26 protein-coding genes are annotated in these 26523 nt (G+C 68.1%); 8 read left to right on the forward strand and 18 right to left on the reverse strand.

Going from position 1 to position 26523, the window contains the following annotated elements; all coding sequences use genetic code 11:
* Positions 1 to 82 precede the first annotated feature (82 nt).
* The 16 genes from AC0WR5_RS07220 to AC0WR5_RS07295 form a co-directional block, all read right to left on the reverse strand.
* Positions 83 to 763 carry an SDR family NAD(P)-dependent oxidoreductase gene (locus AC0WR5_RS07220; protein WP_475867870.1) on the reverse strand — a complete coding sequence of 227 codons (681 nt, stop codon included), beginning with the start codon at positions 761 to 763 and terminating at the stop codon, positions 83 to 85.
* Between the two features lie 85 nt (positions 764 to 848).
* Entirely contained in the window at positions 849 to 1250 is a 402-nt protein-coding gene (locus AC0WR5_RS07225; protein ID WP_475867871.1) for an iron chaperone, read from the reverse strand.
* A gap of 65 nt (positions 1251 to 1315) precedes the next feature.
* Entirely contained in the window at positions 1316 to 1882 is a 567-nt protein-coding gene (locus AC0WR5_RS07230) for a DUF2199 domain-containing protein (RefSeq protein WP_475867872.1), read from the reverse strand.
* A 105-nt stretch (positions 1883 to 1987) separates the two neighbouring features.
* Entirely contained in the window at positions 1988 to 3457 is a 1470-nt protein-coding gene (purF, locus tag AC0WR5_RS07235; RefSeq protein WP_475868931.1) for an amidophosphoribosyltransferase, read from the reverse strand.
* Between the two features lie 596 nt (positions 3458 to 4053).
* Positions 4054 to 4614: a CvpA family protein gene (locus tag AC0WR5_RS07240; protein WP_475867873.1), complete on the reverse strand. Its 561-nt coding sequence runs from the start codon at positions 4612 to 4614 to the stop codon at positions 4054 to 4056.
* Positions 4615 to 4646: 32 nt separating this feature from the next.
* The gene (radA, locus tag AC0WR5_RS07245; protein ID WP_475867874.1) at positions 4647 to 6014 is read right to left on the reverse strand and encodes a DNA repair protein RadA; all 1368 of its coding nucleotides are present in this window, start codon (positions 6012 to 6014) and stop codon (positions 4647 to 4649) included.
* Positions 6015 to 6119: 105 nt separating this feature from the next.
* Entirely contained in the window at positions 6120 to 6581 is a 462-nt protein-coding gene (locus AC0WR5_RS07250) for a paraquat-inducible protein A (protein WP_475867875.1), read from the reverse strand.
* A 90-nt stretch (positions 6582 to 6671) separates the two neighbouring features.
* On the reverse strand, positions 6672 to 7418 hold the full coding sequence (locus AC0WR5_RS07255; RefSeq protein WP_475867876.1) for an ABC transporter ATP-binding protein: 747 nt from the start codon (positions 7416 to 7418) through the stop codon (positions 6672 to 6674).
* Entirely contained in the window at positions 7415 to 8200 is a 786-nt protein-coding gene (locus AC0WR5_RS07260) for an MlaE family ABC transporter permease (protein ID WP_475867877.1), read from the reverse strand. Before AC0WR5_RS07260 ends, AC0WR5_RS07255 begins: the two co-directional genes overlap by 4 nt.
* Complete coding sequence (gene alr / locus AC0WR5_RS07265) at positions 8201 to 9244, reverse strand: alanine racemase (RefSeq protein WP_475867878.1); 1044 nt, start codon at positions 9242 to 9244, stop codon at positions 8201 to 8203.
* A gap of 251 nt (positions 9245 to 9495) precedes the next feature.
* Positions 9496 to 10389 carry a DUF1194 domain-containing protein gene (locus AC0WR5_RS07270; RefSeq protein WP_475867879.1) on the reverse strand — a complete coding sequence of 298 codons (894 nt, stop codon included), beginning with the start codon at positions 10387 to 10389 and terminating at the stop codon, positions 9496 to 9498.
* A gap of 440 nt (positions 10390 to 10829) precedes the next feature.
* Positions 10830 to 12314 carry a replicative DNA helicase gene (locus tag AC0WR5_RS07275; protein ID WP_475867880.1) on the reverse strand — a complete coding sequence of 495 codons (1485 nt, stop codon included), beginning with the start codon at positions 12312 to 12314 and terminating at the stop codon, positions 10830 to 10832.
* A 370-nt stretch (positions 12315 to 12684) separates the two neighbouring features.
* On the reverse strand, positions 12685 to 13362 hold the full coding sequence (locus tag AC0WR5_RS07280; RefSeq protein WP_475867881.1) for an orotate phosphoribosyltransferase: 678 nt from the start codon (positions 13360 to 13362) through the stop codon (positions 12685 to 12687).
* 129 nt (positions 13363 to 13491) lie between these two features.
* A complete protein-coding gene (pyrC, locus tag AC0WR5_RS07285) occupies positions 13492 to 14529 on the reverse strand; it encodes a dihydroorotase (RefSeq protein WP_475867882.1) in 1038 nt (345 codons plus the stop codon).
* 68 nt (positions 14530 to 14597) lie between these two features.
* Complete coding sequence (locus AC0WR5_RS07290) at positions 14598 to 15557, reverse strand: phosphoadenosine phosphosulfate reductase (RefSeq protein WP_475867883.1); 960 nt, start codon at positions 15555 to 15557, stop codon at positions 14598 to 14600.
* Positions 15558 to 15686: 129 nt separating this feature from the next.
* Entirely contained in the window at positions 15687 to 16742 is a 1056-nt protein-coding gene (locus tag AC0WR5_RS07295; RefSeq protein ID WP_475867884.1) for a glycosyltransferase family 2 protein, read from the reverse strand.
* 201 nt (positions 16743 to 16943) lie between these two features.
* Between AC0WR5_RS07295 and AC0WR5_RS07300 the strand changes: the two genes are divergently transcribed.
* From AC0WR5_RS07300 to AC0WR5_RS07335, 8 genes are all read left to right on the forward strand, one after another.
* Complete coding sequence (locus AC0WR5_RS07300; RefSeq protein ID WP_475867885.1) at positions 16944 to 17867, forward strand: AAA family ATPase; 924 nt, start codon at positions 16944 to 16946, stop codon at positions 17865 to 17867.
* A 116-nt stretch (positions 17868 to 17983) separates the two neighbouring features.
* The gene (locus AC0WR5_RS07305) at positions 17984 to 19279 is read left to right on the forward strand and encodes a vWA domain-containing protein (protein WP_475867886.1); all 1296 of its coding nucleotides are present in this window, start codon (positions 17984 to 17986) and stop codon (positions 19277 to 19279) included.
* A 68-nt stretch (positions 19280 to 19347) separates the two neighbouring features.
* Positions 19348 to 21225 carry an OmpA family protein gene (locus tag AC0WR5_RS07310; protein ID WP_475867887.1) on the forward strand — a complete coding sequence of 626 codons (1878 nt, stop codon included), beginning with the start codon at positions 19348 to 19350 and terminating at the stop codon, positions 21223 to 21225.
* A gap of 173 nt (positions 21226 to 21398) precedes the next feature.
* Positions 21399 to 21965 (forward strand): YeeE/YedE thiosulfate transporter family protein, encoded by a 567-nt coding sequence (locus AC0WR5_RS07315; RefSeq protein WP_475867888.1) that lies wholly within the window; start codon positions 21399 to 21401, stop codon positions 21963 to 21965.
* A gap of 3 nt (positions 21966 to 21968) precedes the next feature.
* Entirely contained in the window at positions 21969 to 22559 is a 591-nt protein-coding gene (locus AC0WR5_RS07320; protein WP_475867889.1) for a DUF6691 family protein, read from the forward strand.
* Between the two features lie 198 nt (positions 22560 to 22757).
* Positions 22758 to 23723: an XdhC family protein gene (locus tag AC0WR5_RS07325; RefSeq protein WP_475867890.1), complete on the forward strand. Its 966-nt coding sequence runs from the start codon at positions 22758 to 22760 to the stop codon at positions 23721 to 23723.
* Positions 23720 to 24724, forward strand: a complete 1005-nt coding sequence (locus tag AC0WR5_RS07330; protein ID WP_475867891.1) for a molybdopterin-binding protein — start codon at positions 23720 to 23722, stop codon at positions 24722 to 24724. The genes AC0WR5_RS07325 and AC0WR5_RS07330 overlap by 4 nt, the downstream gene beginning before the upstream one ends.
* 67 nt (positions 24725 to 24791) lie before the next feature.
* The gene (locus AC0WR5_RS07335) at positions 24792 to 25262 is read left to right on the forward strand and encodes a (2Fe-2S)-binding protein (RefSeq protein ID WP_475867892.1); all 471 of its coding nucleotides are present in this window, start codon (positions 24792 to 24794) and stop codon (positions 25260 to 25262) included.
* A 264-nt stretch (positions 25263 to 25526) separates the two neighbouring features.
* On the opposite strand, the gene gloA2 is transcribed toward AC0WR5_RS07335, so the two are convergent.
* Together gloA2 and infC are read right to left on the reverse strand one after the other, a co-directional pair.
* Positions 25527 to 25916: an SMU1112c/YaeR family gloxylase I-like metalloprotein gene (gene gloA2 / locus AC0WR5_RS07340; protein ID WP_475867893.1), complete on the reverse strand. Its 390-nt coding sequence runs from the start codon at positions 25914 to 25916 to the stop codon at positions 25527 to 25529.
* A gap of 108 nt (positions 25917 to 26024) precedes the next feature.
* A complete protein-coding gene (gene infC / locus AC0WR5_RS07345; RefSeq protein WP_475867894.1) occupies positions 26025 to 26519 on the reverse strand; it encodes a translation initiation factor IF-3 in 495 nt (164 codons plus the stop codon).
* Positions 26520 to 26523: the final 4 nt, after the last annotated feature.

Below are 26523 nucleotides of genomic sequence, written 5' to 3' on the forward strand. Positions count from 1 at the left end.
CCTCCCCGGGTGCGAAAGGGCGCGGCACGGCTGAGGTGCTGCGCCCTTTTCAATTGCTACGGGGGGCCGGTCAGGTGGCTGGTCAGGAGGCGGGCTGTGCCGCGCGGGCCAGGGCCAGCAGGCGGGTGGCCTCCTCGGCGCAGGGGGTGAGGGCGGTGCGGTCCTCTCCGGGGTAGAAGCGCGCGCGCAGGGCCGTGGGCATGGGGCGCGGGGTGAGCACCTGCACATGCGGGCCGGTGCGCACGGTTTCGGCGGCCCAGGACCGCGCCATGGCAATCTGGGCGGCCTTGGTGGCGCCGTAGCTGGCCATGAACTTTGCCGCCGGCGCCGCGGGATCATCGAAGAAGAGCGCCAGGCCGTCGCGGCCCAGCAGCGGCGCGACATAGGGCACGAGATGGCCCATGGCGGTGATGTTGGTGGCCACCGAGGCGTTGAAATCCTTGGCGGTGACGTGGCTTGCCGGGGTCAGCGGCGCGGCGTGGATCGCCGTGTGCGCCCAGAGCGCGACACCGCCCCAGCGATCGTGGATCGAACGGCAGAGCTGGGCCATGGCCTCGGGCACGGTGACATCCATCGGGGCCAGGGTGGCCGAACCGCCGCGGGCCTGGATCATGTCGTCGATCTCCTCGAGCGCGCCGACGGTGCGGGCGACGGCCACCACGTGATGGCTGGCGGAAAGCTCGACCGCAAGAGCGGCGCCGAGGCCACGGGAGGCGCCGGTGATCAGGGCGATGGGACGGGAGGGCGAAGCGTCGGTACTCATGGGCCTGTCTTGCGGGGAAAGGGGCGAGTGGTCAAGGGGGTGCGCAACCCGCACGGAGGGTTTCGCGCCGCCCCGTGACCGCCCCTCAGGCGGGCCGGCCATGGCGCAGCTCGGCGGCGCGGATCTCGGCCAGGCGGAGCTCTACCAGGCGGTTCAGCAGGCTGTCGGGCAGCGGGCGCCGGGGCTGGAAATGCAGGGCGCTGCGGGTGTGGGGCCAGCCGTCGAGCAGATCCCCCATCTGCGGCAGGATCGCGCCGGAGAAGGGATAGATCGCGAGATGCGCCGTCCAGCGGGCATAGCCGGCCACGAGGGCGCCGCCGGCGGTGCGGAAGGCGGGCATCCGGTAGGAGATCACCTCCTCGGCGCCGGGCAGCCGGTCGCGCAGGCGCAGGCGCAGGGCCTGAAGGGCCGCGCGCGCCTGCGGCGGGCAGTCCGCGAGGTAGAGATCATGGGGGCTGGCGGCACCAGGATGCGGGGGAGTGTCCATCGGGCGATTGTGACCGCTGCCGGGCGCCACCGCAAGCGGGATCGGCGGCAGCTCGCGGGACGCGCTCAGCCGCCGAGATGGGGGCGGATGTCGTCGCCGGCGGCGGCATAGATGTCGAGGAGCGTATCGAAGGAGATCCCCTCGGCGCGGGCCCGGGCCAGGGGGCCGTCGAGCGGCTCGATCTGCGGGCGTTCGCCGGCGCCGCCGGCATGGAGCGCGAGGGGCGTGGTCAGCCCCTCGTCCTCGAAGCCGGGCAGCAGGTTGGCGAGCATGCCGGGGGCCTCGGGGAAGGCGGCCGCGCCGGAGAGGCTGTCGATATAGGCGTGCAGGTCGACGGGGGCGACCTGCACCCAGGGCGCCAGGAAGAGCACCTCCTCGCTGCCGCGGATGGGCAGGGCGAGGATGGCATGCAGGAAACGGTCCTCGCCGATGCGGCAGAGCTCGGCCGAGAGGCGGTCATCGCCCACCTCGATCAGCTCGGGGGCGGCCTCTGACAGGGGGGCATGGGGCCAGGCATCGGGGGCGTCGAAGCCGAGATCGTAGACGCCCGAGAAGGCGCGGCCGTCGAGGGGGCTGCGGTAATCGGGATCGTTGAAACGCCGCCAGCGGGCATCGAGAGAGAGGATGGACATGGGCGGGCGTCCCTGGCTGGAGCGGCCTGTGGCGGCGGCGAAATGGGGGAAGGATCAGGCCGGAAAACCTGATCCATCACGTGAACATCGGCGTGCAAGACGCTGTTATTCGGCGGCTTTCAGTTCGAAGCCCTTCTCGATCATGTCGGAGGGTTCGACCGGGTATTCGCCGGAGAAACAAGCGTCGCAATACTGAGGGCAGCCATTGTCGCGGCCCGCGGCCTCGCCCGCGGCACGGTAGAGACCGTCGAGGGAGATGAAGCGCAGGCTGTCGACGTTGAGATACTTGCACATCTCGTCTTCGGACATGGTCGCGGCCAGGAGCTTTTCCCGCTGCGGCGTGTCGACACCGTAGAAGCAGGGCCAGGCGGTGGGCGGCGAGGCGATGCGGAAGTGCACCTCCTTGGCGCCGGCATCGAGAATCATCTCCTTGATCTTGCGCGAGGTGGTGCCGCGCACGACCGAGTCGTCGACCAGGATCACCCGCTTGCCCTTGATCAGGGCGCGGTTGACGTTGAGCTTGAGGCGCACGCCCATGTTCCGGATCTGCTCGGTCGGCTCGATGAAGGTCCGGCCCATGTACTGGTTGCGGATGATGCCCATGGCATAGGGGATGCCCGATTCCTGGCTGTAGCCGATGGCCGCGGGGGTGCCGCTGTCGGGCACGGGGCAGACCAGGTCGGCATCCACCGGGGCTTCCTTGGCCAGTTCCACGCCGATGCGACGGCGGGTGTCATAGACGGATTTGCCGCCGATGATGCTGTCCGGGCGGGAAAAGTAGACATGTTCGAAGATGCAGAACTTGGACGGCTGCGGGCGGAAGGGGCGCCGGCTCTCGACGCCACCCTTGTCGGAGATGACAACCATCTCGCCCGGCTCGATCTCGCGCACGAACTCGGCACCGATGATGTCGAGCGCGCAGGTTTCGGAGCTGAGGCACCAGCCGTCGGCCACCCGGCCGAGCACCAGCGGGCGCACGCCCAGCGGGTCGCGCACGCCGATCAGCTTGGTCCGGGTCATGGCGACCACGGAGAAGGCGCCCTCGACCCGACGCAGGGCATCCTCCATGCGCTCGGGGATGCCCTTTTGCAGCGAGCGCGCCATCAGGTGGATGATGCATTCGCTGTCCGACGAGCTCTGGAAGATCGAACCGCGCTCGATCAGCTCGCGGCGCAGCGCCTCGGCATTGGTGATGTTGCCGTTATGGGCGATCGCCGCGCCGCCCATGGAAAATTCGCCGAAAAACGGCTGGACGTCGCGGATGGCGGCGGCCTTTGACCCGGCGGTGGAATAGCGCACGTGGCCGATGGCGAGCGGCCCCGGCAGGGTCTGCATGACGTCCTGCGAGGTGAAATTGTCGCGCACGTAGCCGAAGCGGCGGGCCGAGTTGAAGCCCTGGTCCGGGTGGTGGCAGACGATGCCGCCCGCCTCCTGGCCGCGGTGCTGAAGCGCATGCAGCCCGAGGGCCACGAAGTTCGAGGCATCGGTGACGCCGATCACGCCGAAGATGCCGCATTCCTCTTTCAGCTTGTCGTCATCGAAGGGATGGGCAAGGAATTGCGGGGCCTGGTCCAGCGAGGGAACCTTGCGGTTCGTCTGGCAGAGGCGGTGGCTTAAGGGCTTGGGCAAGGGGTTGCTCCGAATCCGGTCACGTCCGTCGAGGCCCTCTTACGCCCTTCGGCGCAGAGTGTCACGAAAGGATCACATGGAAAGGGCGACTGTCGCAATCCCGCCGTGGGTGGACCCGGCCGGGCGCCGGAAATCGCCCCGAAGGTGATGCCCTGAGAGGCAGTGGGGGGCGTTTGCAGCCAAAGCAAGAGGGGCTCTGCCCGCGGGGCCATTTAAGAGACGAGGGGGCTCTGCCCCCAGGTCCATTTGAGAGACGAGGGGGCTCTGCCCCCAGGTCCGTTTGAGAGACGAGGGGGCTCTGCCCCCAGGTCCGTTTGAGAGACGAGGGGGCTCTGCCCCCTCGGGCCTGCGGCCCTCACCCCCGGGATATTTGTGGCCAGATGACGGGGCGCGGGGGAGCGCAGGAAAAAACCCGGCGCGCGGGACGCGGCCGGGGAGGATGAGGGGGGCTTGGTTGGGCGTCCTGCAGGGGGCCGGGGCGCCGATCAGGTTGGTCCAGATCACGCAGCCCAGATCAGGCCGCCGAGATCAGGCCGCCGAGATCAGGTCGGTGCCATGCAGGCGTTGGTGAGCTCTTCGTACTTGGTGGTAATCCAGCCCAGCAGGCGCTCGGGGTCCTCGTCCTCGATCTTCTGGCTCATGTCGGAGAAGACCGCGGCGGAACGCGAGTTGTCGACCATGGGCACGTCCTGTGTGGTGAGGACCGTGAAGTAGAGGAAGAAGGCCACGGCGACCAGCAGCACGCCGCGGACGACGCCGAAGAGGAAGCCGAAGGCCTGGTCGATGCCGCCCACCACGGAGCGCTGCACCACCGAGGAGAAGAGCGGCGTGAAGAGCGAGGCGATGGCCAGGGCCACCGCGAAGATGATCCCGAAGGCGGTGATTACCGAGAGCTCGCAGCTGTCGCCGATGAATTCGCCGATGAAGGGGATTTCCTTGACCAGCGGCACCAGGGCGGGGGCGAAGATGAAGGCGACGATCGCCGCGACGACCCAGCCGATGATCGCCATCACCTCGCGCAGGAAGCCGCGCGAGTAGGCCAGGATGGCCGACAGGAAGATGACGCCGGCCACGATGCCGTCGATGAGAGTGAAACCGTCCATAAGTCTTTCAGCCTGTCCCGTTACCCTGGCGCCTAGCCGGCGCCGAAAATCTCGCCCACGAAGCTGGTCAGATCCGACATCTGGATCAGCCGCAGCCCCTTGCTCTTGCCGGGTTTCCCGCCGGCCGGTGCTATGGCCGACGAAAAACCAAGTTTCTGCGCCTCTTTCAACCTGTTTTCCGTCTGGCCCACTGGACGCAGGGCGCCGGAGAGCGAAATCTCTCCGAAAACGACGCAATCCGCGGGGATCGAGGTGTCTTCGCGCGCGGAAAGAATGGCGGCGGCCACCGCCAGGTCGGCGGCGGGTTCGGTGATCTTCATGCCGCCAGCGACGTTGAGATAGACATCGAGGCCGGCGAAGGGAATGCCGCAGCGGCTCTCGAGCACGGCGAGGATCATGGCGAGGCGCGAGCCGTCCCAGCCCACCACCGAGCGGCGCGGCTGGGAATGCGGCGTGGGGGCGACGAGGGCCTGGATCTCGACCAGGACGGGGCGGGTGCCCTCGATGCCGGCAAAGACCACCGAGCCGGGGCTGGGCGTGCCGCGTTCGCTGAGAAAGAGGGCGGAAGGGTTCGAGACCTCGGCGAGGCCGGCGCCGGTCATCTCGAAGACGCCGATCTCGTCCGCGGGGCCGAAGCGGTTCTTCACCGCGCGCAGGATGCGGAACTGGTGGCCGCGCTCGCCCTCGAAATAGAGCACCGTGTCGACCATGTGCTCGACGACGCGGGGGCCGGCGATCTGGCCCTCCTTGGTGACATGGCCCACCAGGATGACGGCGGCGCCGCGGCGCTTGGCGAAGGTGGTGAGCTCATGGGCCGCGGCGCGGACCTGGGAGACCGAGCCGGGGGCGCTCTCTACGGTGTCGGACCACATGGTCTGGATCGAGTCGATGATCACGAGATCGGGGCGCTCGTCATCCAGCGTGGTCAGGATGTCGCGCAGCGAGGTATCGGCGCCGAGCTGCACCGGCGCCTCGGCAAGGCCCAGCCGCTGGGCGCGCATGCGCACCTGGGCCGAGGCCTCTTCGCCGGAGATGTAGAAGGTTTTCAAACCCTTGCGGGCAAAGGCCGCGGCGCCTTGCAGCAGCAGGGTGGATTTGCCGATGCCCGGATCGCCCCCCACCAGCACGGCCGAGGCCGGCACCAGCCCGCCGCCCAGCACGCGGTCGAGCTCGTCCATGCCGGAGGCGGTGCGCGGCGGCGGGGCCTCCTTGGCGGAGAGATCGGTAAGGGCGACGCGCTTGCCGCGCACGGCGCCCAGGGTCTTGCCCTTGGGGCCGCTGGAGAGCGGCACGTCCTCGGTGATGGTGTTCCAGGCACCGCAGGCTTCGCAGCGGCCCGACCATTTGGAGAAGCTGGCGCCGCATTCGGTGCAGGAGAAGGAAGTGACGGGTTTTGCCATGGAGCGCTTTCTGCCCGAGGGGCGGGCGGGCGTCAAAGGAATTGCTCGCGCCCCTCCGGGCCGCGGCCTCCGGCGGGGATATTTGGAACAGGGAAACGGGGCGGGTCAGCCCCGGGCGGCGAGGGTGCGCTTGGTCAGGGCGGAGCAGGCAAGGGAGGCCAGGACGCAGAAGGTGAAGAGCCAGAGGCCCCAGGCCACCTCGATCCGGCCGACGCCGATGCCCTTGGCCAGGGTGATGTAGAGCGCGATCAGGAAGATGTCGGCCATGGCCAGCCGCCCGAGTGCCGAGATCCAGGCCAGCCAGCCGGCGGGCGCACGGCCGAAGTGGATGGCGGCCAGCGCGATGGTCTTGGCCATCGGGGCGATGAGCGCGAAGAGTGCCACGAGGAGCGAGAGCAGGGGGGCGCCAGACCAGAGCGTGGCCACGCCGGAGAGCACCGAGATCTCGGAGAGACCGAAGAGCGGCAGCAGGCCGGCACGCACGAGAGGCGCCGCCCAGGAGAGCGGAAAGAGCAGCAGGAGCGAGAGGTTCGCCCCGATCAGCAGGCGGGGAAACTGAAGCGACATCAGGCCTTCCGGGTGCACCGGCCCCCTTTCATCTTTCGACAAATACGTCCCGCCGGAGGCTGGCGTGTCCGCAGGACGCGCCAAACGGCTTCAGCGGACGGCTTCGATCGGACCTTCGGCGCTGCCGGTGATGAACTGGGTCACGTAGGGATCGCCGGAATCGTCCATCTGTGCCACCGGGCCGGTCCAGCGAATCTTGCCGCGGTGCAGCATGGCGACGTCGTCGGCGATGGCGCGCACGGAGGACATGTCGTGGGTGATGGTCATGGCGGTCGCGCCCATTTCCGTGACGATCTCGCGGATCAGGTCGTTGATCACGCCTGCCATGATCGGATCGAGCCCGGTGGTGGGCTCGTCGAAGAAGATGATCTCGGGGTCGGCGGCGATGGCCCGGGCCAGGCCCACCCGTTTCTGCATGCCACCCGAGAGCTCGGCCGGGAAGCGGTCTGCCACGTCGGGCGTCAGGCCCACGCGGCGCAGCTTCTCGATGGCGATCTCGCGCGCCTCCTTGCGGGGCCGCTTGAGCGAGCCGCGCAACAGCCGGAAGGAGACATTTTGCCAGACGGTGAGCGAATCGAAGAGGGCGGCGCCCTGGAAGAGCATGCCGAAGCGCGCCAGGAAGGCATCGCGGTCGCCCTTGGTGGCATCCTTGCCGTCGACGAGGATCTGCCCCCTGTCCGGGTGCACGAGGCCGAGGATGCATTTGAGCAGCACCGACTTGCCGGTGCCCGAGCCGCCGATGATCACCATCGAGCTGCCGCGGCGGACCTCGAGGTCGACGCCGCGCAGCACGTGGTTGGAGCCGAAGCTCTTTTCTACCTGGTCGAGCCTGATCATACCGAGAAGAACACCCCCGTGAGCAGGAAGTTGGCGGCCAGGGTCAGCACGGCGGCGGCCTCGACCGAGCTCTTGGTGGCCTGGCCGACGCCCTGGGCGCCTCGGCCGGAGTTCATGCCGGAATAGCAGCCCATGACCGTGGCGATCACGCCGAAGGCCGCACCCTTGGCCAGCGAGGAGATGACGTCGAGCGGTTCGATGAAGTTGACGGTGTTCTGGATGTAGACCGCCGGGTTGAAGCCCAGCGAATGCACCGAGACCACGTAACCTCCCATGACGCCGAGGATATCGCCGATGCCGACGAGGATCGGTACGGTGATCAGCGCCGCAAGCACCCGCGGCACGGTGAGGTATTTCATCGGGTTGGTCGAGAGGGTGACCAGCGCGTCGATCTGCTCGGTCACCTTCATGGTGGCGATCTCGGCGGCGACGGAGGAGGTCACCCGGGCGGCGATCATCAGGCCCACCATGACGGGGCCCAGTTCACGCACCACGCCGATGGCGACGATCTGCGGCACCACGGCCTGGGCGTCGAAACGGGCGCCGCCGGCATAGATCTGAAGCGCGAGCGCGCCGCCCGTGAAGACGGCCGTCAGCCCCACCACCGGCAGCGAGAGAAAGCCGATGTTGATGAAGGCCGAGAGGAGCTCCCGCCCGTAGAAGGGCGGGCGCAGCATGTGCGAGAAGGTGCTGGCGGTGAAGATCACCACGCGGCCGATCAGCGCGAGAAGTCCGAGAACGGAGCGGCCGATCCTCGCCAGGGGGGTCAGCAGCACGGACATCTATTCGGCGTAGCGTCGCATGTAGCGGCCGCCGAGCGCGGTCAGCAGCTCGTAACCGATGGTGCCGGCATTGTCGGCAAGCTCGTCGACGCCCTGGACCTCGTTCATCAGCGAGAGGAAATCGGGGGTCTCCTCCTGCAGGTCGGTGATGTCGACGGTGATCAGGTCCATCGAGATGCGGCCGACGAGGGGGCAGGCGACGTTGCCGGAATAGAGCATGGCGCCCTTGGCCATGGCGCGGTGCAGCCCGTCGGCATAGCCGGCGGCGACGGTGGCAATGGTGCTGGGGCGCGGCGCGATCCAGGCGTTGCCATAGCCTACGGCCTCGCCGGTCATGACCTGGCGGGTCTGGATCACGGGCAGGTCGAGCTGGACCACCGGGGTCGCCTCGGTGAAGGGGCGGCCGCCGTACATGCCGATGCCGGGGCGGGTGACCTCGAAGTGGTACTCGCGGCCGAGCAGGATGCCGCCGGTGGCCGAGAGCGAGCGCGGCACGCCGCAGCCCTCGGTCATGGCGCGGAAGGCGTCGAGCTGCATCTGGTTCATCGGGTGGCGGGGTTCGTCGGCACAGGCCAGGTGCGACATGATCAGCGCGGGACCCTGGGCCAGGGCGATCTCGCGCAGGGCATCCCATTCGCCGGGCTCCATGCCGAGGCGGTTCATGCCGGTGTCGAGCTGGATGCCGAAGGAATGGCCGGGCAGCGCCTCGAAATGGCGCAGCATCTGGTCGATGGAGTTGATCATCGGCGTCAGCTGGGCGTCGCGGACCATGGCCGAGTCGCCCGCCATGTGGCCGGAAAAGACGTTGATCTCGGGCCCGGGCCCGAGAACGCGCCGCACCTCGACACCTTCCTCGCAGCTGGCGACGAAGAAGCGGCGGGCGCCGGCGCCGGCGAGCGCGGGCGCGACCTTGTCGACCCCCAGCCCGTAGGCATTGGCCTTGACCACGGCTCCGGATTCGACGGAGGGGCCGGAGGCGGCATCAAGCATGCGCCAATTCGATGTCAGCGCGTCGAGGTCGATGGTGAGGCGTGCGGTACTCATGCGCGCTTTGTGGGTCCAGCGCGCGCCATGCGCAAGAGGAATATCGGCCGCAGGCGCAGTTGCGCGGATCACGGGTGCTTTACAGGCCGGAAGAACGGCCCGCGGGGGCCGGAAAAACGCGCAGGGCGCCCGAGACGGGCGCCGGTGCGGGGAAAGGCGGGAGGGGAACAGCCCGCACGCGAGCGCAAGGGGGGGGAAGCGCAGCGGCGTGCGGGCGTAACCGGAAGCCGGGCCTCCGGATGGGGAAGGGATCAGGGCTCCCAGTTCTGGCGGAACCGGTCCCAGGTCTTTTCGCCGGCAAGGCAATCGTAGGTGCCGGGTGCGGTGCCGGCGGCGGGCAGCGCCTGGGTTGCCTGCACCCGGATGACACGGGCGGTGCCCTCCTCGGAACGGTTGATGACGGGCACGATGCGCTCGGGCTCCTCGGGCTGCAGCCCCGCGATCTCCATCACGATCTTGCGGCGCACGGCATTGGCGAATTCGTCCCAGTCATGGACGGGAATGACGAAGGCGCCCTGTCCGCCGATCACGCAGTCACGGTAGTAGGCATCGAGGTCGTTGATCGTCCACTGGCTGCCGACGCCTTCCTCGGTCATCAGCGGCAGGCCGTTGATGGTGATGCCGCGGGCCAGCACCCGGTCGCGGGCCGGTACCACGGGGGCGCCGGAATTGTTCGGCCCGTCGCCGGAGACGTCGATCACGCGGCGCAGCCCCTGGAAGCCGTTGCCGTCGATCAGTTCGGCCGCGTAATCCAGCGCGGAGGAGATCGAGGTGCGCTGCATCCCGTAGGGCTGGCTCTCCATCAGGGCGCCGGCGACGCGGGCGGCATCGTCGGGCGAGCCGATGGTCGTCCAGTCGACGACGACGCGGTGCGAGTTCGGCCCCGCCCATTCGACATAGGCGACGGCGATCCGGCCAAGAAAGCCCTGGCCGATCACGCTGAGCACGGCATCGCTGGTCAGGGCGGCGGCATATCCGCGCCTCTGGATCTCGAGTTCGTGCGATGTCATCGAGCGCGAAACGTCGACCATTAGAGCAAGCTCGACGTCGACCTCGACGATGGTGGGGTCATAGGTGAAATCCGAAACCCCTGCCTGAAGGCGGAGGGGCGCCAGGGAGAGGAGGAAGAGCAACAAATACCGCATGAGAAAGAGTGTCCGGTCCGTTTTGTGAGTCTGTCCAGCACAATCGCCCGCTCTTGCTGCGGTGCAGCGAGTGGAGGAGGGGAAAACCGCTTTGGCTGCTCAAAGAATTAGCCAATTTACCTTAACGCGAGATTTCCAGACGCGAACTTTCCATGTTTTCTGAGGAAATACGCAAAAGTTCCCGAGCGGCCATGAATTGCGCGCTCGGCCGAGGGCAATGCCGCGGTTGCAAAGAGGATGGTGGGGGGAGCCGGATGTGACAGTCGTGTGACGGGGTATTTGAAACCCGGGTATGGTTTCGGGCCGCGCCTGATGCCGCCCCCGGGATGTACAAAACGGCGCCCCGGGGCGCCGTTCCGCGGCCCTTGAAAGCCGCTGAAAATCCAGTGTGTTATGCCGTGACGTCGAAGGCGGGCAGACCCGGGGGGCGGGCCGCGCGATCAGTAGTCGTCGGCCTCCTGCTGCCAGGGTTTCACCAGGTTGCCGAAACGTGTGAAGCGGCCCTCGAAGGACAGTTCCACGGTGCCGATGGGCCCATGACGCTGCTTGCCGATGATCACTTCGGCCTTGCCGTGAAGCCGCTCCATCCGCTGCTGCCAGGCGGCGATTTCATCGAGCTTGTCGTCGGAAGGTTTCTCGCGTTCGACGTAATATTCCTCGCGGAACACGAACATCACCACGTCGGCATCCTGTTCGATCGAGCCCGATTCGCGAAGGTCCGACAGCTGCGGACGCTTGTCCTCGCGGCTTTCGACAGACCGCGACAGCTGCGACAGGGCGATCACGGGGATGTTCAGTTCCTTGGCGATGGCCTTCATGCCCATCGAGATCTCGGCGATTTCCTGCACCCGGTTGTCGGCGGTGCCGCGACAGAGCTGAAGGTAGTCGATGATCAGCAGGTCGAGGCCATGGGTCCGTTTCAGGCGGCGCGCCCGGGCGGCCAGCTGGGCGATGGGCAGGGCGGGCGTGTCGTCGATGTAGAGCGGGCAAGCCTCGAGATCCTTCGCGGCCTGGACAAACCGGCGGAATTCCTCCTCGGTCATGTCGCCCTTGCGGATCTGCTCGGAGGGCACTTCGGAGGCCTCCGACAGGATCCGTGCGGCGAGCTGTTCGGCCGACATTTCGAGAGAGTAGAAGCCGACGACGCCGCCGTTGACCGCGCCCTCGACGCCGTCATGGCGCATGCCGCGCTTGTAGGCCTTGGCCACGTTGAAGGCGATGTTGGTGGCGAGCGAGGTCTTCCCCATCGAGGGACGCCCGGCGAGGATCAGGAGGTCGGAGGGGTGCAGACCGCCGAGCTTGCGGTCCATGTCTACCAGGCCGGTGGAAATGCCGGCCAGGCCGCCGTCGCGCTGATAGGCCGCGTTGGCGGTGTTCACCGCCTCGGTCACGGCCTTCAGGAAGGAAACGAATCCCGACTCGGCCGAGCCCTGTTCGGACAGCTTGTAGAGCTTCTGCTCGGCCTGGACGATCTGTTCCTTGGGGTCGTTGTCGACATCGACCTTGGACGCGGCGGCCGAGATGTCCTGCCCCAGGCGGATCAGCTCCCGGCGCACGGCCAGGTCATAGATCATCTGGGCGTAGTCGCGCACGGCAAAGGAGGAGACGGCAGCCCCCGCAAGCTTGGCGAGGTAGGCGGGCCCGCCGAGTTCCTTCAGCCCTTCGTCGTCGGCCATGAAGGCCTTGAGGGTGACGGGCGAGGCGAGGTTGTTGCGGGCGATCCGCGCCGCCGCGATCTCGAAGATGCGGGCGTGGACGGGATCATAGAAGTGCTGGGCGCTGATGACCTGCGCGATGCGGTCATAGACATCGTTGTTCGTCAGGATGGCGCCGAGCAGCTGCTGCTCGGCCTCGACGGAATGCGGCATCGTATCGGGCAACTGCACGTCCGCGCCCGTCGGATTGAAAGTGCTGATCTCGTTCATTCTCTGCCTGTCCCTGTGCCCCGTGGCCCGGATCGGCCAAGGGTGCCTTGCCTGTCTGCCAAGATCGGGGGGGTGCCGGCCACGCGACGCTCCCACACGTCGCGCGGCAAACCTGCCTCAGATGTCCGAGTCGTTGCTGCGGACGTCCCCCGAATGGAGCCACTCCTTAGCCAATCCACAGGGGCCGACGCAAATTGTATAAATGCGTGAACATCCTGTGGATAACCTGTGAAGTTCGGGCCTCCTACCACATGATGTGGCAGAGGGCCCGCTTTCGTCAAGATGTTACTGAATGTGCCAGGTTGCACCCGGAGGTTGCAGCGGGGATGCGGCGAATATCCGCAGATGCCGCGCACCGGGCAGGCAGGTCTCAGCCCTTGCGGGCCTCCTGCCAGGCGCGCGGTGCCTTGAGGAAGGCTTCGACCTCGTCCAGCGTCGCATCGGTGAAGGTGCCGCGGGAGCGGGCCTCGGCGAGCACGTCCCACCAGGTGCAGAGGTAATGCAGCGAGATGTCATGCTCTGCCAGCTTCTCCTCGGTACCCTCGAAGATGCCGTAGTAGAAGATCACCGCGGTATGCTGGCAGGTGGCGCCGGTCTCGCGGATGGCATCGACAAAGGAGAGCTTGGAGCCGCCATCGGTGGTCAGGTCCTCGACGAGAAGCACCCGCTGGCCCTCGGTCATCAGCCCCTCGATGCGGGCGTTGCGGCCGTAGCCCTTGGGTTTTTTCCGCACGTAGGTCATCGGCAGCGCCATTCGCTCGGCCACCAGCGCCGAGAAGGGAATGCCCGCGGTCTCGCCCCCGGCGATGTTGTCGAAGGCCTCGAGGCCGGCGTTGCGCATCACCGTGCAGGTCATGAAATCCATCAGCGCCGAGCGGATGCGCGGAAAGGAGATCAGCTTGCGGCAGTCGATGTAGGTGGGCGAGGGCAGGCCGGAGGCCAGGGTAAAGGGCTCGTCGGCGTTGAAGTGCACGGCCTGGATATCGAGCAGCATGCCCGCGGTCAGACGGGCGATCTCTTCTTTCGACGGGTAGGAGCTGGGGATCATCGGGGTGTCCTCTCGAATGGTCTTGGTGTTTCCCTGTTTTTCAATATCCCCGCCGGAGGCCTGGGGCTTCCGCCGGAAGCGCCAGTTCAGGTGCGCCTCCGGCGGGGATATTTGAAACAGGGAAACCGATCAGTCCGCCACGTGCCAGGCGGGGGTGAAGCCGGGGTCGAAGACGGTGACAGGGCCGTCGCCGCCGACGATCTTGGCCGGGTAGTCCTTTTCGCCGCGGACAAGCGTGATGGTCTCGGCATTGACCGGCAGGCGGTAGAAGGCGGGACCGTTCAGCGAGGTGAAGCCCTCGAGCTTGTCGAGCGCGCCTTCCTCCTCGAAGACATGGGCCAGGATCGCCAGGGTGTTGGTGGCGGTGAAGCAGCCGGCGCAGCCACAGGCGCATTCCTTGGCCGGATCGACATGCGGGGCGCTGTCGGTGCCGAGAAAGAAGCGCGGGTCGCCGGAGGTGGCGGCCTTGCGCAGGGCCTGTTGATGGGTGGCACGTTTCGCGACAGGCAGGCAGTAGTAATGCGGCTTGATGCCGCCCACCAGGATGTGGTTGCGGTTGATCACCAGATGGTGCGTGGTGATCGTGGCGCCGAGCCCCGCAGGCGCGGAGCGCACGTAATCGGCGGCATCGGAGGTGGTGATGTGCTCCATCACCACGCGCAGTTCCGGCACGTCGCGCCGCAGCGGGTCGAGCACCTTGTCGATGAAGACCGCCTCGCGGTCGAAGATGTCGACGTCGGGGTCGGTCACCTCGCCGTGGGTGCAGAGCGGCAGGCCGATCTCGGCCATGCGTTCCAGAACCGGACGGACCTTCTGGAAGTCGCGCACGCCGGAGGCGGAGTTTGTGGTGGCACCGGCGGGATAGAGCTTGACCGCCTTGACCAGGCCGGAGGCCGCGGCCGCCGCGACATCCGCGGGGTCGGTCTCTTCGGTGAGGTAGAGGGTCATCAGGGGCTCGAAGCGCATGCCCTCGGGCAGCGCGGCGAGGATCCGGTCGCGGTAGGCGCCGGCCTGGGCGCCGGTCACCACCGGGGGCACCAGGTTGGGCATGACGATCGCCCGGGCGAAATGACGGGCGGTTTCGGGCAGGACGGCCTTCAGCATCTCGCCATCGCGCAGATGCAGGTGCCAGTCGTCGGGACGGTGGATGGTGAGGCTGTCGGTCATATGGGCCGATTAACCGAAGCTCTGAAAAAGCGCCAGTGTTTCCTGAGCGGATTCGGTGCCTGGGGCGGTCAGCCCCGAGGACGGGAGGCGGGGTCGCCGGGGCCGGGCGCCGGCGCGATGCCCGCCGGGTCGAGCCGGAAACCGGGCAACCCGAGGCGCCGGGCGGTGTTTTCGGCCACCGCGTGGGCGCGATACCTGCGGCCGCGGCCGAGGAGCTGATCGCGCCGGTGCTGCAGGTAGGGCAGATCGTCGCGCCGGAGCCGGGCCACCCGGGCGAGGTCGGCGAGCTGCGTGTCGTCCCGGGCGGTCAGCGCGATCATCGGGGGCAGGGCACCGATGCGCTGCAGGTGCAGGTCGACCGGGGCGTCGAGGTTGCGTAGCCTGAGATCGAGCACGTTGGCGCCGGTGAAGAGCGAGGCATGCATGGCATCGAGCGGGTTGGCCGGGTCATGCACCAGGATGACCTGTCGCGCCGCCTCGCTGAGGAAGGGGGCATAGCCGTAGCGGTCGTTGAAGGAGGTGCGGCGCATGTCGGGAAAACGGTGATCCCAGCCCGCCAGGCGGTTGTCGAGGGTTGCCTGGGGACGGAGCGCAAGGACCCGTGCGCCGGGGGCGGTGACCGAATAGGCGCAGGCGGCATAGCCGCCGGGGCCGACACCGAAAAAGACCACCTGATCGTAGTCGTCGTAGAAACCGTCGTCGACCAGCCTGTCGAGGCCCGCGTGGATTGCCGGATCCCGGAACCAGGTCTCGCCGTCGGAGAAGACCGCGAGGTGCGACCAGCCGTAGTCCTCGACCATGTGCCAGCCGGCGGGGCGGGCCGTGGGGCTGCGGTCGCGGATGCCCTGGATCGACTCGAAGGTGACCAGCAGGGTGGAGCCGGCCTCGATCAGCATGGAGGAATGGCGCTTGCCCAGCGGGTAGAAGATGCCGTGGCGCGCGCCCAGCTCGGCCATTGTCTGGTGCCAGGCGCCGTCGCTGATCCCGGCGAGCGTGGCGGGCAGATCCGGCAGGGGGGATTTCGGCATCGGGAACTCGTGTCGGGCTGGCCGGGGATTCGGCTTGGCGGCGGGGGATGCCGCAGGCCTAGGCGCACAATCGGGCGAAATTGAGAAACGGATGGGACAGAGGTGTGATGCGGCCCTCTCAGCCGGCGTTCAGCCCAGGGGCGGGGACATGCCCTGGGCGGTGATGGCCGCGCGGATGATCGGCTGTGCCTCGGCGGCGGTCAGCGCCCGGCTGGGTGGGGTCATGAGCAGGCGGGCCATCAGGCTGCGCGGTTCTTCCTGAAGCATCAGCGCGGCGATCCGGGCATAGCGCCAGGCCACGGCCTCGGCATGCAGTCGGGCGAGTTCCGCATCGGCCATCAGGCGTTCGCGTTCCGCCTGTTGCGCGGCGGCGTGGCGCAGGATGCTGCGGTCCTCGGCCTGGTTGAAATTGCGCTCGACCCAGTAGTCCATGGTGATGGGATCGCGGCTGCGGTTGACCCGGCCGCGGTCGGCCTTGAGCAGGAAGCTCTGCATCGCGCCGAGGGCATAATGGTTCAGCTGGGCCAGCCCGTAGTTGGGCCGCCCGAAGGGGAGGAAGAGCCCCTCGGTGCGGAAGCGGTCCGGCAGCGGGCGGCCGTGACTGTCGAACCATTGCGCACGTGCGACGCGCTCCGGATGCGGAGAACGCGGACGGTGCACGCCGGGTTTCCGGTAGGTGCCGTCGTTGCGGTAGAGGGTCTTGAACATCGCCGCCCGCCAGGGCCAGTGCAGCACTTCAGGAGCCGCGCGGGTGAAGATCCCGGTGACCGGGGCATCGGCATAATCGACCACTCCGGCATTGCCGAAGAGGCGCCAGCCCAGGGCGATGGCGCTGGCCTCGGGCAGGGCGGCCGTCAGCGCCGGCAGGGTGCCGTCGCCCACGTGGATATTGACGAATTCATCAATGTCGCAGGTCAGGATCCAGTCGGCCTGCTGCACCGGGGCAAGGCGGTCGGCCTGTTTCAGGGCGGTGAACTGGATGCCGCGCTGATCGTAGGGGCCATCGTTGCGGACATGTGTGAGCAGGCCCATTGCGGCGAGCCTGTCGAGCATCACATCGGTGCCATCCTGGCAGTCGTTGGAAAAGACGAGGAAATCGGTGAAGCCGATGGCGCGGTGATGGGCCAGCCATTCCAGCAGGAAGGCGGCCTCGTTCCGCAGGGTGAGAATGGCGAGAAACCGCATGGTTCAGCGCAGCCGGAGGCAGCGGGCGGCGGGGAGCCGGGGGGGGAGGGTGCAGGCGCGCATCATGGGCAGACCATGGCAACGGGCCGCGGCGGGGTCAATCGCCGGCATCGCCCTTCTGGCGACCTTGGTCGCCCTTGACCTCGGGCGTGGCGGGTGCAGGCTGACCGGAACGAGTGACGGCAAGGAGGGCGCGCGGGGATGGACGAGATGTCAGCAGCGGGGACAGGGAGCATCGACGCGGTGCAGCGCCTTCTGGCCGGTCAGGATTACATCTGCGGCAGGCCGCTGGCCACGGTGACCTTCCTGGCGTTGCGGCTGGGGCGGCCGCTGTTCCTGGAGGGGGTCCCCGGCACCGGCAAGACCGAGATCGCAAAGGCCCTGGCCGCGGCGCTGGGCCGGCGGCTGATCCGGCTGCAGTGCTACGAGGGCCTGGATGCGGCCACGGCGGTCTACGAGTGGAATTTCCCTGCGCAAATGGTGGCGATCCGCACCGCAGAGGCCACCGGCGGGGCCGTGCGCGAGGCCCTGCAAGAGGAGCTCTTCGGGCCCGACTACCTGATCGAGCGGCCGCTGCTGCAGGCCATGCGCCCCCATGCGGAGGGGCCGCCGGTGTTGCTGATCGACGAACTGGACCGTACCGACGAGCCTTTCGAGGCCTTCCTGCTGGAGGCGCTCTCGGAGTTCCAGGTGACGATCCCCGAGCTGGGCACGATCCGCGCGCCGGAGCCGCCCATCGTCATTGTCACCTCGAACCGCACGCGAGAGGTGCATGATGCGCTGAAGCGGCGCTGCCTGTATCACTGGGTCGACTACCCGGATTTCCCGCGCGAGATGGAAATCCTGCGCGCCCGGGCCCCGGAGGCCAGCGAGGCGCTGAGCCGGGAAATCGTGGCCTTTGTGCAGCGGCTGCGCACCGAGGACCTGTTCAAGACCCCGGGCGTTGCCGAGACGATCGACTGGGCCAGGTGCCTGCTGGCGCTCGACGTCATTGCCCTGAGCCCGGAGACCATCGCCGACACGCTGGGGGCGATCCTGAAGTACCAGGACGACATTGCACGCCTGCAGGGATCCGAGGCGAAGCGCCTTCTTGACGAGGCCCGCGCGACGCTGGCGCCGGCCTGAAGGGCGGCCTTGCCCGATGGTGGGTCGTGGCCCCGCAGGGGGCAGCTTGGGGAGAGAGGAGCCCGGGGAGATGCGCAAGGACCAAGGTGGTGACGACAGGGGTTGGGGGCGCTGAGATGCCGGAGTATTCCGCAGTTGACCTGCCCGCAAACCCGCAGTTGATGGCGAATATCACCCATTTCGCCCGGGCCCTGCGCAAGGCGGGGCTGCCCATCGGGCCGGGCCGGGTTATCGAGGCGGTGCGCGCGGTCGAGGCCGTGGGCTTTTCGGAAAGGCGCGATTTCTTCTGGACCCTGCGGGCCTGTTTCGTGACGCGGCCCGAGGAGGCGCGGGTCTTTGCGCAGGTCTTCCGGCTGTTCTGGCGCGACCCGCGCTACATGGAGCACATGATGGCGATGATGCTGCCGGCGGTGCGCGGGGTGGCAGAGGAGCGCCATGCGGAGGCGGCCGAAAGACGCGCCTCGGAGGCGTTGCTCGACGGAGCGGACCGGCCCGTCGAGCCGCCGGAGCAGGAAGAAGGTGAGACCCGGCTGGAGGTAAATGCAGCGTTGACGATGTCGGCCGAGGAGCGCCTGCGGAGCCTCGATTTCGAACAGATGAGCACAGAGGAGATCGCGGAGGCGAAGCGCATGCTGGCGCGGCTGAGCCTGCCGGTGAAACCGCTTCCCTCGCGGCGTGGACAGGCCAGTGCGACAGGGCGGCGGATCGACCGGGCGCGGGTGCTGCGCGAGGCGATGCGGCAGGGCGGAGAGATCCGCCATCTGCCGCGGCAGGTGCCGCGCCCGCGCTGGCCGGTGCTGGTGGTGCTCTGCGACATTTCCGGGTCGATGAGCCAGTATTCCCGCATGATCCTGCACTTTCTCCACGCGGTGTCGAACCGCAGGGGGCAGGGCTGGGCGCAGGTGCATGCCTTTACCTTTGGCACGCAGCTGACCAATATCACCCGCCACCTGCGGCAGCGCGACGTGGATGCGGCGCTGGCCGCGGCGGGGGCCGAGGCGCAGGACTGGGAGGGTGGCACGCGGATCGGGCACTGCCTGCATGCCTTCAACCGCGACTGGTCGCGGCGGGTCATGGGGCAGAGCGCGGTGGTGCTGCTGATCACCGACGGGCTGGACCGGGACGCGCCGGAGGACCTGGCGCGCGAGACCGAGCGGCTGCAGCTGTCGGCCCGGCGGCTGATCTGGCTGAACCCCCTGCTGCGCTGGGAGGGGTTCGCGCCGAAGGCCCGCGGGATCGCCGCGATGCTGCCCCATGTCGACAGCTTTCGCGCCGGTCATTCCGTGGCCTCGCTCGAGGCGCTGGCCGAGGTGATTTCGCGGCCCGACGATGCAGGCGAAAAGGACCGCCTGATGGGATTGCTGCGCGGCCAGGCGGCACGAATTCGCCAATACGAATGCGTGACAAACTGAACTTCCTGCGCTCTCGCGTGTTGGCTTGTCCGGAGAGCCGCACTGGAGCGGCGGGAAAGGACGTAACGATGAAGATGTCTCTGTTCAGGAACACCACGGCGCTGGCGCTCTGCGTGGCGCTGGCCGCCCCGATGCCTGTGGTGGCGCAGGACACCAGCGGAAATGACGCCCCGGCCGTGACCGGAGAGGCGAATTCGGAGCTGACCGAAGAGCAGCTGCGCAAGAAGCTGGAAGAAGAGCAGCGGGCCGCCGAAGAGGCGATGCCGCCGGCCGGTGAGACCTCTGCCGAGGCCCCTAAAGCCGCAGAAGGCGATACGCCGAAGGCCACGGGACAGGAGCGCGCCGAAGAGGCCCGCGACGGCGGCAAGGACAATGGTGGGCCGGCGGGGAATGAAACCCCGAACGGAGCGGCGAACGAAGCTGCTCCGGGCCAGCAGAACCGCCAGGGTGACGGCGCCCCGGAAACAGCCGGGAATGCACCTGACGCGCAGCCCGAAGCGGCTCCGGAAGGGCGCGTCGAGGCGGATTCAACCGGGACCGCGTCGCTGAGCGAGAGCGGCGATCCGGATGACATCCGCGCCACCGGCGAACAGGCCGAAGTGGTGCCGGAAGCCGTTGAAAACGCGCCGGAACCCGAAACCGCGGAAGCTCCTGCAAAGCCGACGGAAGCCGAGCCTGCGCCGGAGCAGGCCGAAGCACCGGCGGCCCCTGCAAAGACCGTCGAGACCGCCGAGCCGCCGCAGCAGCAGGCAGAGGCACCGGCGGAACAGCCGGCCGAGGCGCCTGCGCAGGAGCCGGTTGCGGAAGCCCCTGCGGAGGCCCCCGAAGTGCCCCAGGCCACGGCCAAGCAGCAGGCCGAGATCACCGAGCAGCGACAGGAACAGCGCCGCGCCTCGGACGCCCTGCTGGAAGACGCGGAGGCCGCCCAGGTGCAGGAAGAGACCGTTACCGAGGAGACTGCGCGGTCGTCGGACGAGGAATTCGGCACCTCGGTCAACGAGACCGTGGCGCCCGCGATGCAGCAACCGGCACAGGAAACCCAGCAGGCCGACAACGACAAGGGCAACCAGCTGCTGGACACGCTGGCCAAGGCGGCGCTGGCCGGCCTTGGGGCCTATGCGGTGGGCTCGATCCTCGACAATGGCGACGAGGTCGTCTCGAACTCGGGCGACCGGGTGGTGGTGCAGCGCGACGGGCAGTACGTGGTGCTGAAGGACGACGACACGCTGTTGCGTCAGCCGGGCAACGCGGTGCGCACCGAGACCTTCAACGACGGGTCGACCCGCAGCACGGTGACCCGCCAGAACGGCAGCAAGGTGGTGACGATCCGCGCTGCGGACGGCACCGTGCTGCAGCGGACACGGGTGCTGCCGGACGGGCAGCAGGTGGTGCTGTTTGATGACACGCAACGCATCGAAGAGGTGCGCGTGGAGGATCTGCCGCGGCCGCGCGAGCGTGTGGTCGAGTACCGCGATGCGGATGTTTCCGCGCTGGAACAGGCGCTTGCCCGTGAGGCCGGGGTGAACCGCCGGTTCTCCCTGAGCCAGGTGCGGGACATCAGCGCAGTGCGGGCCCTGGTGCCGGAAATCTCGGTCGATCAGATCAACTTTGCCACCGGCAGCGCGGTGATCCAGCCGCAGGAAGCCCGTGCCCTGTCGGCGCTGGGCGAGGCGATGCGCGAGATGATCGCGGAGAATCCGGCCGAGGTCTTCCTGGTCGAGGGGCATACCGACGCGGTGGGCAAGGCGAGCTACAACCTGGCCCTGTCGGACCGGCGGGCCGAGAGCCTGGCCCTGGCGCTGACGGAGTATTTCGACGTGCCGCCGGAGAACATGATCGTGCAGGGCTATGGCGAGAGCGACCTGAAGGTGCAGACCCAGGCCGATGAGCGCGCCAATCGTCGCGCCGCCGTGCGCCGCATCACACCGCTGCTGCAGGACGGCTGATCAGACTGAAATCGACGGAAGGGGCTGCCTGAAGGGGCGGCCCCTTTTTCATGCCGGGCCGTCGGAGGTAGTGGGCCGCCGGAGGTAATGGCCGCCCACTTGATCGACATCAAATTCAAATTCCAGAATAAATATATAACAGATTGAGAATGTGTTTAGGATGGGAGGCGGCAATGTCGTCAAACTGGAAACCCCTGAGCTGGCAGACCGGCGGGCTGGTGCTGGGGCTGGTATTCTTTCTCGCCGTGTTGCTGGTGAAACCGATCGGCGTCTCGACGCAGTTCGTGATCCTGGACGGGATCGTGGCGGATGCGGTGCAACCGGATTTCATTCAGCAGGTCGACGGCAACTGGACCTCGGATAATGCATATATGGCGAAGTCCGGTGGCAAATACGCTAAGGAAGCGGCCGATCCCATTAACTACAGTTTCATCTTCGTGCTGGCGATGGCGCTGGGGGCCTTTGCATCGGCGATGCTGCGGGGCGGGGTGGACCGGGCCGAACGCGCGGTGCCGGCGGTCTGGCGCGCCAACATGGGCGACAGCCGGTGGAAGCGCTATGCGCTGGCCTTTGCGGGCGGGGTCGCGGCGCTTTACGGCGCGCGCCTTGCGGGGGGCTGCACCTCGGGGCACATGATGTCGGGCATGATGCAGACATCGCTCTCGGGCTACATTTTCGCGGCGGGGGCCTTTGCGGCGGCCATCCCCACCGCGCTGCAGATCTATCGCAAGGAGGCCTGAGCCATGGAAATCCTTCTGGCCATCATCCTGGGCGCGGGCTTTGGCGCAGCGCTCGACCGGGTTGGGGCAACCGACCCGAACCGCATCGCGCGGATGCTGAACCTGACAAACCTGGCGCTGGCCAAGACGATACTGCTGGCCATCGGCGTGGGCTCGGTGCTGATGTTCGCGGGGCAGATGGCGGGCCTCGTCGACGTGGGGCACATGAGCGTGAAGGCCGCCTATGTGGGCGTCTTCCTTGGCGGGCTGGTCCTCGGCCTTGGCTGGGCGATCTCGGGCTATTGCCCGGGCACCGGCGTGGCGGCGGCCGCCACGGGGCGCAAGGACGCGCTCTTCTTCCTGATGGGCGGGCTGCTCGGGGCCGCGGCCTACATGGGCACCTATCCGGCCTGGAAGGCCAGCGGGCTGCTGGATGACATCGCCGGCGGCAAGGTCACCCTCGGCACGGTGCCCGGCGCGGGCTACGAGGGGATCCTGGCAATGCGGGGCGACGTGCTCGGCCTGATCCTCGGCGCGGTCTTCATCTTCGTGGCCTGGGTGTTGCCGGAGCGGCTGTCGGGCCAGGGCCAGCCCGCGGATCTGCCCGCCGAATAAGGGTCAGCGCGACAGCAAAGGAGACGCGGCGCCGCAGAGGGCGCCACGGGGCAGAAGCGGGCCGCCGGAGGATCTCCGGCGGTCCCTGCGTGCCGGGGCCCGGAGGCAGCGGCGTTTCACGATGTCGGCAAGACCAATGGGGTGGTTGCACATGATCGGAGGCTGGCGCAGATTTGCCCCGGAAGAGAGGGGCACGCCATGGACCTGTTCGACAGTATTCCCGAAACCGCACTGGAGTGGCACCGCGCCGGCAAGGGCGCGGCGCTGGCCACGGTGGTGGAAACCTGGGGCAGCGCCCCGCGCCGGGTGGGCAGCCAGCTCGCCATCAGCGGCGAGGGCGAGATCGCGGGCTCGGTCTCGGGCGGCTGTGTCGAGGGCGCGGTGGTCGTCGAGGCGCTGGAGGCGCTTGAAGAGGGCAGGGCGCGGATGCTGGAATACGGCGTCAGCGACGGCGATGCCTTTGCCGTGGGGCTGGCCTGTGGCGGAACGATCCGGGTGATGGTGCAGCCGGTGGGCAGTGCCCTGCCGGAGGCGCTTCTGGCCGAGCTGGTCGAGGCACGGGCGGCGCGACAGGCGGTGGCCCTGGTCTCTGGCCGGGAAGGCGCGGCAGAGGCCCTGGCCCGGGACGAATTTCCCGAACGTTTCCGGATGGATCGCAGTGGGTTCGAGGAGGATGGGCGGTTTGTCTGCGTGCACAATCCGCCGCTGCGGCTGCTGATCGTGGGAGCGGTGCATATCGCCCAGGCGCTGGTGCCCATGGCGCGTGTCGCGGGCTATGACCCGGTGCTGATCGACCCGCGGGGCAGCTTCGGTTCGGCGGCGCGGTTTCCCGGCGAGCGGATCCTTGACGACTGGCCCGACGAGGCGGTGCAGGCGCTGGGGCTCGATGCGCGCACGGCGCTGGTGCTGCTGACCCATGACCCGAAGCTGGACGATCCGGCGCTGATCGAGGCGCTGCGCTCGGAGGTCTATTACATCGGTGCTCTCGGCAGCAAGCGCACCCAGGCGAGCCGCCGCGAGAGGATGATCGCGGCGGGCATTCCCGAGGCGGAGCTGGCGCGGATCCACGGGCCGATCGGCCTCGATATCGGCGCGGCCGGGCCGGCGGAGATCGCCGTGTCGATCCTCGCCGAGATGCTGCAGGTGTTGAGGAAGGGCGCGTGAAGTTCGGCCCCCTGCCGGTGGCCGGGGCGCAGGGCGCGGTGCTGGCCCATTCGCTCGATCTGCCGGGCGGGCGGCTGCGCAAGGGGCTGATCCTCGGGGAGGAGGCGCTGCGGCGGCTGGCGGAGGCCGGGGTGACCGAGGTGATCGCGGCCCGGCTCGAGCCGGGCGACGTGCACGAGGACGCGGCGGCCGAACAGCTGGCCCGGGCTCTGGTGCCGGATCCGGAGGCCGCGGGCCTGCGCCTGGGGCGGGCCGCCACGGGCCGGGTCAACATCCATGCCACCACGCCGGGGGTGGCCGAGGTGATCGCCGCAGGCATCCGAGCGGTGAACGCGGTGCACCCGATGATCACCGTGGCGACGGTGCCGGAATGGCAGCGGATGGCGGTGCGGGGCATGGTGGCGACGGTCAAGATCATCGCCTATGCGGTGCCCGGCGCGGTGCTGGCCGCAGCCTGTGCCGAGGCACGGGGGGCGCTGCGCCTGCACCCGGTACGGCGCAGGAAAGCCGTTCTGCTGCAGACCTTTGTGGGCGAGGCGCCCGGCAATGAGGGCGCCGTGAAGGGCGCCGATGCGGTGGCGCTGCGGCTGACGCGGATGGGCGCCTCGCTGGAGGCGGAGGCCCTTGTGCGGCACGACGAGGTGGCGCTGACCGAAGCGCTGAAGGCCGCGCGGGGCGAGGTGATCCTGATCCTCACCGGCTCGGCCACCTCGGACCCGGAAGACGTGGCGCCGGCGGCACTGCGCCGGGCCGGCGGACAGGTCACGCGTTTCGGCATGCCGGTGGATCCCGGCAACCTGCTGTTCCTGGGAAACCTGGGCGAAACCCCGGTGATCGGCCTGCCCGGATGCGCCCGCAGCCCGGCCCTCAACGGCGCGGACTGGGTGCTGGAGCGGGTGCTCTGCGGGGTCGCGGTGACGGATGCCGATATCGCGGGCATGGGCGTCGGCGGCCTGCTCAAGGAAATTCCGACGCGACCACAGCCCCGCGATCCGCGCTAGAGGATCCTTGCCGCCCGGGGGCCTGTCGTGCTTGACTGTCCCCAGCAACCGAAGGGGGGGGAGCCGCATGCCGCAGATCAGCTTGAAGGTGAACGGAAAAGACCTGTCCGGCGAAGTCGAGGCACGGACGCTGCTGGTGGAGTTCCTGCGCGAGGGGCTGGGGCTGACCGGCACCCACGTGGGCTGTGACACCAGCCAGTGCGGCGCCTGCACGGTGCAGGTGGACGGGCTGCAGGTGAAGGCCTGCACGATGTTCGCCGTCGAGGCCGAGGGCAGCGAGGTGCGCACCATCGAGGGCATGGCCAATGCCGACGGCAGCCTGAGCTCGCTGCAGCAAGCCTTCCAGGACAACCACGGGCTGCAATGCGGTTTCTGCACGCCGGGCATGGTCATGGCGCTGGATTCATTGCTGAAAACCAATCCGAAGCCCAGCGAGGCCGAGATCCGCGAACACCTAGAGGGCAATATCTGCCGCTGCACCGGCTACCACAACATCGTCAAGGCGGCGCTGGACGCCAGCGGGCAGCTCTCCGGGTAAGACATCCTGACGGAAGATGACCGGGCGCGATGCCGACGCAACGGCACCGCGCCCCGAATCAAGCCCGGACCCCAAGGTTAACAGGGCCGATCCGCCGAAAAGGCCCTGTCGGTATCACGTCGGTATTACGTCGGTATCGCGTCGGTGCGGATCGCCGGGATGCCCCTGGTTAACGCAGCGTGCGCCCCCCGCCATTCATCTTTCCCGAAATACGGCCGCCGGAGGCACGGGCAACGCCCGTTTCGCCCCGGTCAGGCGCCGGGGTCAGGCCTCGTAGAGCTCCAGCGGCAGCCCGTCGGGATCGGCGAAAAAGGTGAAGCGGCGCCCGGTATGTTCATCGACCCGCACCGGCTCGACCGAAACGCCCCGGGCCGAGAGATCCGCGATCGCGGCGTCCAGGTCGGTGACGGCGAAACAGAGGTGCCGCAGCCCCTGCGCCTCGGGGCGCGAGACCCGCTCCGGGGCCTCCGGGAAGGAGAAGAGCTCGATCTGGCCACCGCCGGGCAGGGCCAGGTCGAGCTTCCAGCTGTCGCGGTCGGCGCGGTGGTTCTCGGCGATCACCGCAAGGCCCAGCACATCGGTATAGAAGGCCCGCGAGCGGGGATAATCGGCGCAGATGATCGCCACGTGGTGTAAGCCGGCAATGAAGGTCATGGATGAACTTTGCCCCGTGACGGGCTGAGGGGCAAAGGAAATCCGGGGACCGGAAATGAAAACGCCCTCCGGAAGGGAGGGCGTAACAAACATCTGCAAGAGATGGGATCAGCGCGGAAGCGGGCCGATCATCATGACCATCTGACGGCCTTCCATCTTGGGCATGTTCTCGACCTTGCCGAGTTCCTTGACGTCTTCCGCGACACGCTCGAGCAGTTCGCGACCAAGGTTCTGGTGCGCCATCTCGCGCCCCCGGAAACGCAGGGTGACCTTCACCTTGTCGCCGTTTTCGAGGAACTTGATCACGTTGCGCATCTTGACCTGATAGTCGTGCACGTCGGTGTTCGGGCGGAATTTCACTTCCTTGACCTCGATCACCTTCTGCTTCTTGCGCGCCTCGGATTCACGTTTTTGCTGTTCGTACTTGAACTTGCCGAAATCCATGATCTTGCAGACCGGGGGCGTCGCGTTCGGCGAGATCTCGACGAGATCGAGACCGGCCTCTTCGGCCAGAGCCATCGCCCGTGCGGGCGGTACGACACCGATGTTTTCGCCTTCCGCCCCGATGAGGCGGATTTCAGGGGCACGAATTTTTTCGTTCACGCGG

It is taken from the genome of Pseudooceanicola sp. DL12 (genome assembly GCF_056270665.1).